We start from the raw sequence: 14,590 nt of genomic DNA on the forward strand, positions 1-14,590 counted from the left end.
TAGGCAGTCATTTGTAATACTTGGCTTTATTAATAAAAACTCAGATGAGTTTGAGTTACCTGAAGGTTCAACTATATTAGCCCCATTTATTCACCAATAGTGCTATATAGGATGTGCTGAACGGAGAGAAGCGCATCGTTCGTGATTGATGCGCCTCGTACCTCGGCACATCCTATTGTTTCCCGCATTTTTGCAGCTAAAAAAACAACCCATCAATCGGCGAAGAAGCCGAAGCAAAACGCTTACGGGGCATCCGTCCAGCCAAGAAGGCTTCCCGTCCAGCCTCTATGCCTTTTTTCATGGCAGAAGCCATGAGGATAGGGTTTTTGGCTTCGGCAATGGCGGTGTTCATCAACACGCCCGCACAGCCCAGTTCCATTGCGATAGCCGCATCGGACGCGGTACCGACACCGGCATCGACCAGGATAGGGACGTTGGCATTTTCTACGATGGTCAGAATATTGTAGGGATTACGGATACCCAGGCCGGAGCCGATTGGTGCCGCCAAGGGCATGACGGCGACGCAACCGATGTCTTCCAGGCGTTTGGCGGCAATGGGGTCGTCGTTGGTGTAGACCATGACATCAAAGCCTTCCTTGACCAGCAATTCGGCAGCGACGAAGGTTTGGGCGACATCCGGGAACAAGGTCTTCTGGTCGGCCAGCACTTCCAGCTTGACCAGCTTGTGACCGCCGAGCAGTTCCCGCGCCAAGCGGCACGTCCGCACCGCTTCGTCGGCGGTGTAACAACCGGCGGTATTGGGTAGGATGGTGTACTTGTCCGGCGGGATGACATCCAGCAAATTCGGTTCGCCCGGATTTTGGCCGATGTTGGTGCGGCGGATTGCTACAGTGACAATTTCGGCGCCACTGGCGGCTATTGCCAAGCGGGTCTCTTCCAAGTCCTTGTATTTTCCCGTGCCGACCAACAGGCGGGATGTGTAAGCCTTTCCGGCAACCGTAAAACTGTCGTTACTTGTTTGAAACATGCCTTCGGCTTGGCCACCGCCGATAGCGTGGACGATTTCCAGACGGTCGCCGTTGTGTAGTGCATATTGTTGATATTGGTCGAAGGGCAAGATTTCCTTGTTCAATTCCACGGCAATCCGTTTGCCTGTCAACCCCAGGTTTTCGATAATATCCGATACTTTTTTATCCCCGGAAAGCTCATGGCTTTCACCATTGACATAAACGATCATGCTTTTAATTCCCTGCGTTTTTGTACGGCGTTAGCCAGATTTTTCAGTAGCGGCAAGGTATCGTCCCAGCTTAAGCACGCATCGGTGATGCTTTGCCCGTACGTCAAGGGTTGGCCTTCAACCACTTCCTGACGCCCTGCTTTCAGATGACTTTCTATCATAGCGCCCATAATCCGGTAGTCGCCGCTGGCAATTTGTTCAGCAACGTCTTCGCCGACGATAATTTGCCTGTGGCATTGCTTTAGGCTGTTGGCATGGCTGAAGTCGATCATGATGTTGGGTCTCAGGCTTGCCTTGATCAGTCCTTCCGCCACTTGCTCAACGCTCACGGCGTCATAATTGGGCTGGCTATTACCGCCCCTTAATATGATATGCACATCTTCATTGCCTGTTGTGGAAAAAATCGCCGAATGCCCCGCCTTGTTCATCGCCAAAAAATGATGAGGGCTCATGGCTGCGCCAATCGCATCTATCGCGATTTTTATCGTGCCGTCGGTGGAGTTTTTAAACCCGATAGGGCACGATACGCCAGAAGCCAACTCGCGGTGTCCTTGGCTTTCTGTGGTGCGTGCGCCAATCGCACCCCATGAAATCAAGTCGGAGATGTATTGCGGTGAAATTAAATCCAAGTATTCCGTGGCAGATGGCATACCCATGTTATTGAGGTCCAGCAGCAATTGCCTTGCGACGCGTAGCCCTTTGTTGATGTCAAAACTGGAATCGATATCGGGATCGTTGATTAGGCCTTTCCAGCCGACGGTCGTACGCGGTTTTTCAAAGTAAACCCGCATGACAATGAGAAGATGGTCTTTTAATTCGTCTTTAGCCGCTTTTAAAAGTCCTGCATATTCTTTGGCGGCATTCGTATCATGAATTGAGCAAGGCCCCACCACGACCAGGACGCGATCGTCTTCGCCTTTCAAGATGTTGTGGATGTCCTGCCTCGTTTCCAAAGTTATCTGCGCGGCAATTGCACTAAGGGGCAATTCTTCATGGACTTGAAAAGGGGCGACAACCTCTTTGGTTTCGCAAATTCTCAGGTCGTCGGTTTTATAAGGTGTGTGCATGGTGTTTTCAGCCAAACTTGGCAAATAAGGTACTTCAAACGGATTATTTTAACTGTTTTTATGGTTTATTTGTTAACAACCGTGTTTGCAATGGCAAATCAAGTGCCAGCGGCAACATTCACGATTGACGACAATGACGGTTCTTGTAATGGTATTCCTAATGGCAGGCCGCACAATTTCGATCAATCCAAGGCAAACTATGATGGCGGTAGCGATGCTAAAAAAGCAGCAGCCGTTTAGGAAAATTAGTAGTTGAAAAATTATGCGAGCATTAGATGGGCCTAAAAATCGTAGCTTTTTTAATCCAAACAGCTTTTCAAGGCGGCAATAAAAGCCCGGTTTTCTTCGGGCTTACCGATAGTGACACGCAGGCAATCAATCAGCAACCCACCTTGGGGGCTTAAGTTTTTTATCAACACGCCCCGTTGCCTGATAGCCGCGAAAATGTCGGTGGCCTTGTCTTTGGGTGTTTTAAAGAGGATGAAGTTGGCGGCACTGGGATAAGCGGTAATGCCTGGCATATTGCAGAGATGTTCGTAAACGCGTGTCCGTTCCGCACAGATAAGTTGGGTCTGTTCGTCAAACAGGGCGTGGTGAGTTAGCGCAAACCGGGCGGTCACTTGGGTGAGGATGTTGATGTTATAAGGCAACCTGATCTTATTGAGTTGTTCAAGAATAGCTGGCGCACCGACGAGGTAACCCAAACGTAAGCCCGCCAAGCCCAGTTTGGAAACGGTACGCATGACCAGGAGGTTTTCATGGCGGGCTAATTCGCCCATATAGCTGGCATCGGCAAAAGGTGCGTAGGCTTCGTCGATGACGACCAAGCCGTTGGCGGCGGCAATGATTTTATTGATAGCTTCTGCACTAAACAGGTTGCCGGTAGGGTTGTTCGGGTATGCCAAAAAAATGATGGCGGGCTGGTGGTCCGCTATTGCCCCCAACATGGTAGGCAAATCCAATTCGAATGACCCTGGCAGCAAAGGGATGTTGATAAAGCTTAAGCCCAACGACTGGCTAATTTGCTGGTACATGACGAAGCTAGGCTGTGTCGACATCACACGGGCGGTGGGCGGCAAGGCCATCAGCAGTATTTGGATCAACTCATCGGAACCGTTACCCAACAACACGTCAAACGCGGGCGGGATGTTATTGCGTTGTCTAATCGTTTGCGTGAGCAATTTTGCTTCGGGATCGGGATAACGGTTCAACTCGCAGGTTTTTAGCGTTTCTAACCAACTTGCTCTCACGTCATCAGGCCAGGTGTAGGGGTTTTCCATCGCATCAAGTTTGATTAGTCCGCTGGCATTGGCGACGTGATAAGCCGACATTGCCAATACCTCTTTGCGGAATAGGGCAGGTATTAGGTTAGAAAAATTGCTAATTGTATTCACTCCAGCCTGATTGGATAATTAAATCTTCAAATTCTTATGCCCAGTAATAGCGGAATAATTTTGAAAATCTGAATGCAGGTCAAACTTCACGCCGAGACCATTTGTAAAAGTTGGAATAAGACGATTTCATGACGAAAGACGTTCATAGCCATAGCCGTTCGGATATTTTTCGTTATTTGACCCATTAGATACCCAAAGCTTACCAGGGCAATTATTAAAGAAAATGGATTACGATAAGCGGAACGGAATGCATAATTTTAATTCATCCTGCAACTAATTGCAGCATCATCAATATCAAACAAGCCTTGTCATATAGGGCCATTTACTTATTCACCGCCAAAAACCGATCCAACGCATTGGCAAAAGCCTGTTTGTCGCGTTGCCCTAATGTAGCGGGGCCGCCACCGGAGACTTGTCCGGTATCGCGCAGCCCGGTCATGAAATCACGCATGGCGAGGTGTTCTTTGATGTTTTCTTGGGTATACAGTTCGCCCCTGGGGTTTAGCGCGTAGGCGTGTTTTGCAACGACTTCCGCCGCCAGGGGAATATCGGCGGTAATCACCAAATCATTGGCTTTGCAATGCTGGACAATGTAGCTGTCGGCGATATCAAAACCGTTGGCGACCTGTACGGCTTTGATAAACGGGGAAGGCGGTGTTGCGATGCTTCGGTTGGCGACTAATACCAAAGGTATGGCCCTGCGTTCTGCAGCACGGAACAAGATGTCTTTGATGACATTGGGGCAGGCATCGGCATCGATCCAGATTTGCAGGGCCATGTTTGTTTATTGGGTGAATCAAGCGGAATAGTCTGGTCGAATAACCATAAAAAACGTCAAGGGATTGCCGGTTAAGGAAGCTGAACGGATTAATTGAGTTATTCGAAAGTTATAAGGCACAAAGCAATATTTACCTGGATAAGGCTAATAAGTACAGCAAAATAATATTGATAAGCACGAGAATTGCAGATAACCCCTGCCAGAAACGTAATGGGTTGCGCTGCAACAGGGGAATGTTATCCTCAGTCCTCATGAAGCTTGGATTGGGCGTGTTGAGGTCGTACAAAAACTCAGACAATTCTTCGTATCGCGCGTGCGGAGCGATCGCCGTGGCTTTTTTTAATGCCCCGTCTATCCAGGTAGGCACCATCGGATTGTGGTGAAAACTGGGCACGTAGCGCAGGCTGGCAAGATAACCCCGGCTGGGTTTTTCCGGCATATCTTGACCAAAAGGTAAAGCGCCATTCAACATCTCGTAGGTTATTACCGCCAGGGAGTAGAGGTCGGATTTTACCGAGCCGCGTTGCCCCAGGTGGTATTCGGGGGCGGAGTAATTCAGGGTGCCGAGGATGTTGTCTTCGTCTTCCAGTTCCAACGGTGCAATTTCGGCAATACCGGCAATTTTTACCGAGCCAAAGTCGATAATTTTGACGATGCCGTTTTTATCGAACATGATGTTTTCAGGCTTTAAGTCTTGGTGCAACATTTCTTTGCGGTGGAAGGCACGTAACCCTTTGGCAATCTGTTCCACGATTTTTTGTACCGTAATGATGTCGGCTTTCGGGTTTGCCGTCATCCATGCCCTTAGCGTTTCGCCTTCCAGGTATTCAGTGACGTAATACACGCAACTTTTGGTACGGTCGGCGCTGTGGACTTTAACGACATTGTCATGATCTATCCGCTTTCCAGCCCATTCTTCATGCAGGAAATGCTCGATAAAAAGGGCATCGTCGTCGTAGAGTATGGAGGGGGTCTTTAAGATAACCTGGGTGTGGGTTTGGGTGTCCAGGGCACGATAAATTTGGGTGCGCTTGCTGGCATGCAATTCTGCTTCGATGCGGTAGCCATCGAGGATTGCACCCGGTTGCAAGGGCGGGGGGAACGGCAAGTTAGCATGGCGGCGCAGGATTTCGTCTTCCTTTGCATCAGGCAACCCGTCTACCCTGACCAGTTGGCAAGTCAAATTGTCATCGCTGTTATTGTCCTTGGCTTGTTGCAGGATTTTTTTGGCAAGCAAGGTCAAGTCCGTGTTTTCCGCCAGTAATTTCTTTAGGGTTTTGTCGTCGATAAAGTCGTGTATACCGTCCGTGCTCATCAAAAGCAGGTCGCCCTTTTCTAGGGGAAGGGCTTTATAGTCGACTTCCAATCGGGGTTCAATTCCCATCGCCCGGCTAAGGTAGTTTGTATCCTGTGAAATCCAAATGCGATGGTCACGGGTAAGCTGCTCAAGATTGCCTTTACGTAAACGGTAAATACGGGAATCGCCAATGTGGAAGAGATGTGCTGTGGTTGATTTCAAGACAATGATGCTTAGCGTGCTAACCATCCCTTTGTCCGATTGGTAACGGACTTGCCCCTGGCTGTATAACCATGAATTCGTCGCGGACAATACTTTCTGCCCCGCTTGTTTGACTGACCAGGAATCCGGCGTGCTGAAATAATCGTTTAGGAAGCTGGCAATACAAGCTTGGCTCGCGAGTTTCCCGGCATCGCTGCCGCTCATGCCGTCAGCTATCGCGGCAACGACGCCTTTGTGGGTCAGTTGCGGCTCATCGGGTATGATTGCGCCGACGAAATCTTCGTTGTCAGGTTTAATGCCAGGATCGGTGGCAAAGCCGAGAGAAACCTTTAAGCTGGCTGTCATTGTTAGTTCGCTATCCGTTAAGGCCCAATTATGGCACTGAGTGGGCGTCCTAAGCATTGTTTTTCTATCGATGTGGGATTTTTACGACCGGTTTCGATGCCGAATTCAACCGTTTCTGTAAGACGCTGGGGGCTGTAAAAGAGGAAAATACTGTCATTTTGAGTTAGCATAACGGCCTTAAGTTTGCTTGAGCCGATGATATTTATATAACCATCTAATTTTACAGCTCTAATATAGCCCTGTGTTCAATAGATTAAGCAGTTGGGGTAGCTCATTATTACGGGCGCTATTGCGCTATTTAAACCAATTCTAGGGCACTATGACCCGCTTCAAGAAGATGAAATAACTCTATGGAAAATTTGCAATTTTCAGATTCGTTGTACGAATATTCCAATTGGCGATCTCAACTGATTGCGACGATTGAGGCATACCAAGACTGGCGCAAACGCTACGATCTGGAGGATGCCAACAGCACCCTCACCATCACGAATATATTGCAGGGCTTGTCCCAAGACCGCGTGACCCTGGCATTCGTCGCCGAATTTTCTCGCGGCAAGACCGAGTTGATTAATGCATTGTTCTTTGCCGAAACGGGCATAAGGTTATTGCCGTCTTCCCCAGGACGTACGACGATGTGCCCTGCCGAATTATTCTTCGATGAAGATGGCGGCAGTTATATCCGTCTCATAGAGATTGAGACGCGCAAGGAGGAAACCCCGTTTAGTCAATTAAAAAAGGAGATGGCCCAATGGACGCAAATTGACCTTGACTGCAATAATCCCGAGCAAATGAAATCGGCTTTTCAGGAGCTTATCGCAGTCAAGCGGGTATCCAGGCAAACAGCAATCGAGTTGGGGCTGTATGATGAACAAGAAGCCGCAGAACAGGGTATCGCCATCCCCGAAACCGTCGAGATTCCGCGTTGGCGACACGCACTCATCAGTTTTCCGCATCCTTTATTGAAAGCCGGCTTGGGTATTCTCGACACCCCAGGTTTGAATGCACTAGGCAGTGAGCCAGAATTGACCCTAAGCATGTTGCCCAGCGCACACGCAATAGTTTTTGTGCTTGCCGCCGACACGGGCGTGACCAAAAGCGATTTGAATATGTGGAACAACCATGTCTGCAGGGCAACTAATACGAGTAAGCAAGGGCTTGCTATCGTCATGAACAAAATTGATGCCATGTGGGACGAATTGGATGAAAGCGGTTACGAGCTTTCCATTCGTTCGCAGGTTCGCGCTACCGCTGAATCGTTGGGAATAGCCGAAAAGTTGATATTTCCGGTATCGGCAAAACAAGCATTACTGGCAAAAATTAAGCATGACGATGATTTGCTGGAACGCAGCAGGATCAATGCGCTTGAAGCCTATCTATCTCAGGATATCATCGATCATCGACAAAAAATCATGGTTGATGTTGTATTGCGCGATGTCGGTTTTTTAATCATTGAATCCGTTACCTTGACTGAAATAAAAATCGAAAAAAGTACGCTTTTGCTTGAGGAGGCTAAACAATTAACTGAGCAAAGCCAGGAAAAGATTGCGGAGATGACCAACAATGCCCAGCTTCAGCAATTGGCGTACTTTAAAAATATGGAACATTTTCAAGCGAGCAGTACCGTATTTCGCGCCAAATTGAACGCCTTGACTGAAGTATTGTCACCAGCACGATTCGATAACGTCTTCAAAACCAACAAAAAAGAAATCGACAGCAGCATTACGACGTATATCATGAAAAACGGCATCAAGAAAATGTTCGCCGATTTGCATAGTCTTCTTAACGAATGCGTGGGTACAGCCAATGATGTGCAGCAATTTATCTTAAAAGTCCATTCGGAATTTGATACCGAGTACGGCTTTAAAGAAATTCAACCGTATTTGTTCCAGATCCAGCCATACCAGGCGGAACTGGAAAAAGTGTTAAATAAAGGTGAGGCATACCGGACCAGTGCCACAATCACCTTGACTGAAAAAAACATGGCACTTCAAAAACTCTACAATATGTTGATCTTTCAAGCGCGTAATATTTTATTTCAGGCGCGTAGAGAAGCGATGGTTTGGGGGGAGAATGTAATGTCCCCCATCAAGCACCAAATTCTGGATCACAAAACGCTCGTTGAAAACCGATTGTTGGTTTTGCGTGCCGCCAATGAATCGGAAGGAAAATTAAAGGAGAATGTCCAGCGCTTGGAAATTGAATTGGCGCAACTAAAAAAACAATATGACGAATTGAATAGAATTGTCCATGTTATGCAACAAACATCGGGTTTCCATGAAGGCCAACTGGTTTCCTTGGCTCAATAAAATCGAGCGACGAATCGCAAGGCATCATCAACGAGATTATTTTTTTACGGAGGGTTATTAGCTCAATTCAATCATCTCAACCGAACCATCTTCCTGTACTTCTGCCATATGGCCTTTAGGTTCGTTGATAAATTGGACGGCAATTAAGACCGCAAGCGCCACCCCGTGCATCACCAGAAAGAAAATGCTGGGTGTCACGAAAGATAATATCGTCAAAAACACAACCCCCCCGACATTGCCATAGGCACCCACCATGCCGGCAATCTGCCCAGTCATGCGACGCTTGATTAAAGGCACCATAGCAAATACCGCGCCGCAACCGGCCGACACAAAACAAGAACAAGACATGGTCAGCAATACGACGACCGCAATGGGCCATTCTGAATCAATAAACGACATGATGAAATAGCCCGCTGACATACCCGCGATAAAGACGGATAACGATAGTTTTCGGCCAAATTTATCGCTCAACCAGCCGCCAGTAGGTCGGGCGATGAGGTTGATGAAAGCAAAGCTGCCGCCTAACAATCCCGCTTCGACCATGGTAATGTCTTGCGATTCATGGAAAGTTTCAAAGAAGAACATTGGCAACATCGATACTACTGCAAGTTCTGAGCCGAAGGCGATCATATAAGCTAAGTCCAGTATCGCGACTTGCTTGAATTGGTATTTATGGAGGTCTTCAATGGGTTTTTGCAAGTTTGGCTCATTGATATGGATAATCTTGTATACGTTATATATGAACAAACACCAGATGCCGATATGGATAAAAATAGCTGCTGTATCGGGTAAAAGATTTGTGTAATTGGCACCGCCGGAAGATGACAATTTCCAAGTAAGCAAACTCAAGGTAGCGTACAAAGGGATGTTCATTGCAACATAAAAGAACAAATCCCAAATGCTGGTGACTTCCATCGCGCCTGCTTTTTTAGGTTTGAAATAGGTTGAGCCTTTGGGCGTGTCGGACACGCTAAAATAGTAAACAAACGAATAGAGCAATGCGATTAGCCCCGTGCAAGCTATCGAATAACGCCACCCTTCGTCGCCGCCGAATAGCAGGGCTAGCGAGGGTAATGTTATGGCGGCTGCGGCAGAACCAAAATTACCCCAGCCGCCATAAATGCCTTCAGCAATACCGACTTGCCTGGCTGGAAACCACTCGCCGACCATACGGATGCCGATCACAAACCCCGCACCAATAAAGCCCATTAAAAATCGGGCAAGCGCCAGTTGTTGAAAGCTGTCCGCCGTAGCAAACATAAAACAGGGAATGCTGCCCAATGCAAGTAAAGTCGAGTAAGTGCGCTTGGGGCCGAATTTGTCCACCAAGATACCAATAATAATACGCGCAGGAATAGTCAACGCCACGTTTAAGATCAGGATGGTTTTTATTTCCGGCTGGCTTAAGTGCAAAGTTTTGGCAATCGCCAGCATAAGCGGTGCATGGTTAAACCAGACGACAAAACTGATGAAAAATGCCATCCAGGTCATGTGGAGAATTTTAATATTCCCTGAAAACGAGAACAGGTTAAGTTTTTGCGATGACATTAAGGAGCCCTTTCAAAATGAAGTTTGTTATTGCAGTATAGCAATAGTCATGCCATAAAAAGTGGGCCACTAGGGATAGCTAGGTTATTGTTGTTACGTCCAAAATGGTGCGTAACGTAAAAGATAACGGATTTGATGGGCTTATTTGGTGCAAAAGTCCGCTTTATTGCACATTCGTTGTGCATTGTGTGGTCTATTCAATGGGATTGATCCCATTGAATAGATAAAAATATTTCATTTTTGGGCTGTAACCAATTGTAATAAAAATTAAAAATTAAACTCTTACCGAGTTTAATGAAATTGGCATAACTTGTGCATTCATTTTTACTATAGATTCATTCTAAAAATGAATACTTAGGTTTATAGATTGAACAATCTGACAAAGGCGTCGATTAAACAAGGGGGGTTTTACAAACACCGTTGTTTATAGACGTTTTTTTTTGTTCAAAATAAATGGGAATAGGTTGCTAACAGTCATTTGCGAAGCTTTGCTCCAACTGAACTGAACCGCCTGCTTTCAGAAAAAATTCCTATTTTTTGGACATTATTCAGTAAAAAATAGCTGGGATATCGAGGTAAGGCATGAATAAGAAGCAATCACTGGTCGTTATCGGTAATGGTATGGTCGGTCAGCATTTTTTGTCCAGTCTGATGGCAAGCAGTGCAAAAGAACACTATCACATCACGACATTCTGTGAAGAACCGCGGGCAGCCTATGACCGAGTGCACCTGTCGTCGTTCTTCTCTGGAAAAACCGCTGCCGATTTGGCTATGGCGGATGAAAGTTTCTTTGCCGACAATGGCATTACCATCCATTTGGGCGATAAGGCCGAAAGTATCGACCGCACCAGCAAAACCGTCCTTTCTACAAAAGGCGTCAAGGTCTCTTATGACGCTTTAGTATTGGCTACGGGCTCCTATCCTTTTGTTCCGCCCGTGCCCGGACATGACCGCAAAAATTGCCTGGTTTACCGCACCATTGAAGACCTGGAGGCGATAGCGACAGCCGCACAAACAAGTAAAGTCGGTGTCGTTGTCGGTGGTGGCTTATTGGGTTTGGAAGCTGCCAAGGCCTTGACAGACTTAGGCCTGGAAACCCATGTCGTCGAATTTGCGCCCCGTTTGATGGCGGTGCAACTGGATGATGGCGGCGGAGCAATGCTCAGGCGCAAAGTTGAAGAATTGGGTTTGCAGATACACACCAGCAAAAACACCACGCAGATTATCGACGGTGAGCAGTGCGCCAACAAGATGTGTTTCGCCGACGGCGAAGAACTGGAAACCGACATCGTGCTATTTTCCGCCGGTATTCGTCCGCGTGATGACATTGCCCGTGCCTGCGGCTTGGATGTCGGCCCACGCGGGGGCATTGTCATCGACAATCAATGCAAGACCTCGGATCCCAATATCTATGCAATCGGCGAATGTGCGCTCTGGAATGGCATGATTTACGGTTTGGTTGCGCCCGGTTATGCGATGGCGCGAACCGTGGCTACCGATCTTGCAGGCGAAACGGCCAGCTTTACCGGTGCCGACATGAGCACCAAACTTAAATTGATGGGTGTCGATGTCGCCAGTATCGGCGATGCCCATGCCAAGTCACAAGGCGCACTGGTTTACACTTACCAAAATGGTGCAAGTGAAATCTATAAGCGTTTGGTGGTCAGCCAGGACAAGAAGCAATTGCTGGGTGCGGTGTTGGTCGGAGAAGTGTCCGGTTACGGTACGTTATTGCAGTATTGCCTGAATGGTATCGAATTACCGGAAAATCCCGATTCCTTGATATTGCCGCATCGTTCCGATGAATCCGTGGGGTTGGGTCCCGATGCCTTACCGATGTCCGCCCAAATCTGCTCGTGTTATGATGTGACCAAAGGCGCGATCTGCCAAGCGATAGACCAAGGTTGTACGTCGATTGGCGCATTAAAGGCTGAAACCAAAGCCTCAACGGGTTGCGGCGGTTGTGCGGCCCTGCTGAAATCGGTGATGGACTGTGAATTAAACAAGCGCGGCTTTGAAGTCAATACTGATCTCTGCGAACATTTCCCTTATACCCGCCAGGATTTGTATAACTTGGTCGTGGTCGAGCAAATAAAAACCTTCGACGACCTCTTAGAAAAACATGGCAAAGGCCGTGGCTGCGATGTTTGCAAACCCGCCATCGGCTCGATTTTGGCCTCGTACTGGAATGAATACGTACTTTCCGATAAGCACCTCGGCTTGCAAGACACCAACGATACCTTCCTGGCGAACATGCAAAAAGACGGCACTTATTCCGTCGTGCCGCGTGTCACAGGCGGGGAAATCAGTCCCGATATGCTGATTGCGCTCGGTCAGGTCGGTAAAAAATACAACCTTTACACCAAGATTACCGGCGGTCAGCGGGTGGACTTGTTTGGTGCGCGTGTCGATCAGTTGCCGCACATCTGGAAAGAGTTAATTGATGCCGGATTCGAATCCGGCCATGCCTATGGCAAGTCCTTACGTACGGTAAAATCCTGTGTCGGCAGCACTTGGTGCCGTTATGGCATAGACGATAGCGTCGGTTTGGCAATCGAATTGGAAAACCGTTACAAAGGTTTACGCTCGCCGCATAAACTGAAATTCGCCGTTTCCGGCTGCACACGCGAGTGCGCAGAAGCACAAGGCAAGGATGTCGGCGTGATCGCCACAGAAAACGGCTGGAATCTGTACGTCTGCGGCAACGGCGGCATGAAGCCTCGCCATGCCGATTTGTTTGCTACTGGGTTGGACAAAGAAACTTTAATCAAATATATCGACCGCTTCCTAATTTTTTATGTCCGCACAGCCGGACGTCTGCAACGCACGTCGGTTTGGATGGAGAACATGGAAGGCGGCTTGGATTACCTGAAAGCCGTAGTCATCGACGATAAGCTGGCGATTTGTGCGCAACTAGAAGATCAAATGCAATACGTTATCGATACTTACCAATGCGAATGGCTTACCACCATTCAAGATGAATCTAAATTGAAACGCTTCCGGCACTTCATTAACAGTGACCAGCCCGACGATAACGTTGTATTTGTGGAAGAGCGTGGACAAATCCGCCCTGCGGACGAGGACGAACGCAAGCATTTCAAGCTGATGGAGGTTGCTTGATGTCCTGGAAGTATGTTTGCAACGTCAGTGATTTGCAGCCTGATTCCGGCGTATGCGCGCTGGTTGACGGCCAACAAATTGCAATCTTTTACATGGTGAAGGGACACACGGTTTACGCTATCCATAATTACGACCCGTTAGGCAAAGCCAATGTCTTGTCGCGTGGCCTGATAGGCGATATCAAAGGGGAGCCTGTTGTCGCCTCGCCTTTATATAAACAACATTTCAACCTGAAGACTGGCGTTTGTGTTGAAGATGGGCAGGTTGCCGTACCCGCTTACCCTATCCGGTTAAATAATGGCAGGGTGGAAATACAGGTCACGGCACCTTGCCTAAGTGAAGGCCAAGACCACGAAAAGGCCAGCGTATGAAAATCGAATACTACATAGCGGATGTCTTTACTACGCAGTTGTTTAACGGCGCACAAATAGCTGTAATTCCGAATGCCGATGGTTTAAGTGAAACGACCATGAAACTACTGGCAAGGGAGTTGAACTTGTCCGAAACCGTCTTCGTTTTCCATCCAGGAGGCACTGACGGCAAACGCAAGGTACGGATTTTCTCGCCCAAAAAAGAAATCGATTTTGCCGGGCATCCCATTATTGCGACAGCTTATGTATTAGGGTTGTGCGGCGATATTGCCTTGACGGAAAAAATTACGCACATCGTCCTGGAACAGAATGTAGGGTTGATCGATGTCAATATCACGGCGGTTGACGGCAAGCCCACGTTTGTGCAATTTGCCCGGAATGTGGTTGCTATTATCGACCGCTTTGCACCGACGGATGAAGAATTGGCCAGCTTTTTGGGGATCAAGCAATCGGAGCTTGACCATAAAAAGTATTCGCCGCGCCTCGTTTCTTGCGGTTTTCCTTATTTGGTAGTTCCGGTGTGGAATTATGAGACGGTACGTCAGGCTAAATTTAACAGTGCGGCCTGGAGCCAGTCCATTGCGCCACAAACGGCCGCACAGGAAATTTTGTTGTTTGCGCCGAAAACCCCGTTTCCGGATTCCGATTTTAACGCACGCCTGCTTGGTCCCCATATCGGCCTTTTCGATGACCCGCCAATCGGTAGCGCCATGCCGGCCTTTGCGTCGTACCTCTGCTCTTTCGAACAGACCCAAAAAGGCACGCATGTCTTCGCGGTCGATAGGGGTGATGCCGAAAGCCGCCGCAGTGTCCTTAACCTAGAAATGGACAATAAGGGCCATGAATTTGTGCCGTTGCGGGTCGGGGGGGCAGCCGTGTTGTTTGCTCAGGGGACGATTGATTTGCCTGACTCAGTATATAAATAGGCCACCGATGACCCGGAT

The 14,590-nt window shown here is 48.1% G+C and carries 11 protein-coding genes; 5 read left to right on the forward strand and 6 right to left on the reverse strand.

What is annotated here, in order from left to right; translation table 11 throughout:
• Positions 1–196: 196 nt before the first annotated feature.
• On the reverse strand, positions 197–1,198 hold the full coding sequence (gene thiS / locus MGMO_RS15280) for a sulfur carrier protein ThiS (protein WP_023495965.1): 1,002 nt from the start codon (positions 1,196–1,198) through the stop codon (positions 197–199).
• Complete coding sequence (locus MGMO_RS15285) at positions 1,195–2,265, reverse strand: 3-deoxy-7-phosphoheptulonate synthase (RefSeq protein ID WP_023495966.1); 1,071 nt, start codon at positions 2,263–2,265, stop codon at positions 1,195–1,197. Before MGMO_RS15285 ends, thiS begins: the two co-directional genes overlap by 4 nt.
• Before the next feature lie 90 nt (positions 2,266–2,355).
• Between MGMO_RS15285 and MGMO_RS20080 the strand changes: the two genes are divergently transcribed.
• The gene (locus MGMO_RS20080) at positions 2,356–2,505 is read left to right on the forward strand and encodes a hypothetical protein (RefSeq protein ID WP_161808509.1); all 150 of its coding nucleotides are present in this window, start codon (positions 2,356–2,358) and stop codon (positions 2,503–2,505) included.
• 59 nt (positions 2,506–2,564) lie between these two features.
• Here the strand turns inward: MGMO_RS20080 and hisC are convergent, their stop codons facing one another.
• The 3 genes from hisC to MGMO_RS15305 form a co-directional block, all read right to left on the reverse strand.
• The gene (hisC, locus tag MGMO_RS15295; protein WP_036308359.1) at positions 2,565–3,650 is read right to left on the reverse strand and encodes a histidinol-phosphate transaminase; all 1,086 of its coding nucleotides are present in this window, start codon (positions 3,648–3,650) and stop codon (positions 2,565–2,567) included.
• A gap of 331 nt (positions 3,651–3,981) precedes the next feature.
• Positions 3,982–4,437: a YaiI/YqxD family protein gene (locus MGMO_RS15300; protein WP_023495968.1), complete on the reverse strand. Its 456-nt coding sequence runs from the start codon at positions 4,435–4,437 to the stop codon at positions 3,982–3,984.
• Between the two features lie 130 nt (positions 4,438–4,567).
• The gene (locus MGMO_RS15305) at positions 4,568–6,301 is read right to left on the reverse strand and encodes a bifunctional protein-serine/threonine kinase/phosphatase (protein ID WP_036308358.1); all 1,734 of its coding nucleotides are present in this window, start codon (positions 6,299–6,301) and stop codon (positions 4,568–4,570) included.
• Between the two features lie 350 nt (positions 6,302–6,651).
• Here MGMO_RS15305 and MGMO_RS15310 point away from each other — a divergent pair, with 350 nt between their 5' ends.
• On the forward strand, positions 6,652–8,607 hold the full coding sequence (locus MGMO_RS15310; RefSeq protein ID WP_023495971.1) for a dynamin family protein: 1,956 nt from the start codon (positions 6,652–6,654) through the stop codon (positions 8,605–8,607).
• A 57-nt stretch (positions 8,608–8,664) separates the two neighbouring features.
• Here the strand turns inward: MGMO_RS15310 and MGMO_RS15315 are convergent, their stop codons facing one another.
• Positions 8,665–10,155 (reverse strand): NarK family nitrate/nitrite MFS transporter, encoded by a 1,491-nt coding sequence (locus MGMO_RS15315; protein WP_023495972.1) that lies wholly within the window; start codon positions 10,153–10,155, stop codon positions 8,665–8,667.
• 582 nt (positions 10,156–10,737) lie between these two features.
• Between MGMO_RS15315 and nirB the strand changes: the two genes are divergently transcribed.
• Genes nirB through MGMO_RS15330 form a run of 3 tightly spaced genes read left to right on the forward strand, consistent with a single transcriptional unit; the run spans position 10,738 to position 14,572 of the window.
• Positions 10,738–13,275, forward strand: coding sequence for a nitrite reductase large subunit NirB (gene nirB, locus MGMO_RS15320; RefSeq protein ID WP_023495973.1), 2,538 nt, complete (start codon positions 10,738–10,740; stop codon positions 13,273–13,275).
• Positions 13,275–13,646, forward strand: a complete 372-nt coding sequence (gene nirD, locus MGMO_RS15325; RefSeq protein ID WP_023495974.1) for a nitrite reductase small subunit NirD — start codon at positions 13,275–13,277, stop codon at positions 13,644–13,646. Before nirB ends, nirD begins: the two co-directional genes overlap by 1 nt.
• The gene (locus tag MGMO_RS15330; RefSeq protein ID WP_023495975.1) at positions 13,643–14,572 is read left to right on the forward strand and encodes a PhzF family phenazine biosynthesis protein; all 930 of its coding nucleotides are present in this window, start codon (positions 13,643–13,645) and stop codon (positions 14,570–14,572) included. The genes nirD and MGMO_RS15330 overlap by 4 nt, the downstream gene beginning before the upstream one ends.
• Positions 14,573–14,590: the final 18 nt, after the last annotated feature.

The sequence above is a fragment of the Methyloglobulus morosus KoM1 genome, from assembly GCF_000496735.2.
GTDB lineage: Bacteria > Pseudomonadota > Gammaproteobacteria > Methylococcales > Methylomonadaceae > Methyloglobulus > Methyloglobulus morosus.

Coding starts and splice junctions, on each gene's coding strand:
- MGMO_RS15310 (WP_023495971.1), top strand. CDS start 6,652: ATGGAAAATTTGCAATTTTCAGATTCGTTGTACGAATATTCCAATTGG.
- MGMO_RS15305 (WP_036308358.1), bottom strand. CDS start 6,301: ATGACAGCCAGCTTAAAGGTTTCTCTCGGCTTTGCCACCGATCCTGGC.
- MGMO_RS15315 (WP_023495972.1), bottom strand. CDS start 10,155: ATGTCATCGCAAAAACTTAACCTGTTCTCGTTTTCAGGGAATATTAAA.
- MGMO_RS15300 (WP_023495968.1), bottom strand. CDS start 4,437: ATGGCCCTGCAAATCTGGATCGATGCCGATGCCTGCCCCAATGTCATC.
- nirB (WP_023495973.1), top strand. CDS start 10,738: ATGAATAAGAAGCAATCACTGGTCGTTATCGGTAATGGTATGGTCGGT.
- MGMO_RS20080 (WP_161808509.1), top strand. CDS start 2,356: ATGGCAAATCAAGTGCCAGCGGCAACATTCACGATTGACGACAATGAC.
- MGMO_RS15330 (WP_023495975.1), top strand. CDS start 13,643: ATGAAAATCGAATACTACATAGCGGATGTCTTTACTACGCAGTTGTTT.
- thiS (WP_023495965.1), bottom strand. CDS start 1,198: ATGATCGTTTATGTCAATGGTGAAAGCCATGAGCTTTCCGGGGATAAA.
- nirD (WP_023495974.1), top strand. CDS start 13,275: ATGTCCTGGAAGTATGTTTGCAACGTCAGTGATTTGCAGCCTGATTCC.
- MGMO_RS15285 (WP_023495966.1), bottom strand. CDS start 2,265: ATGCACACACCTTATAAAACCGACGACCTGAGAATTTGCGAAACCAAA.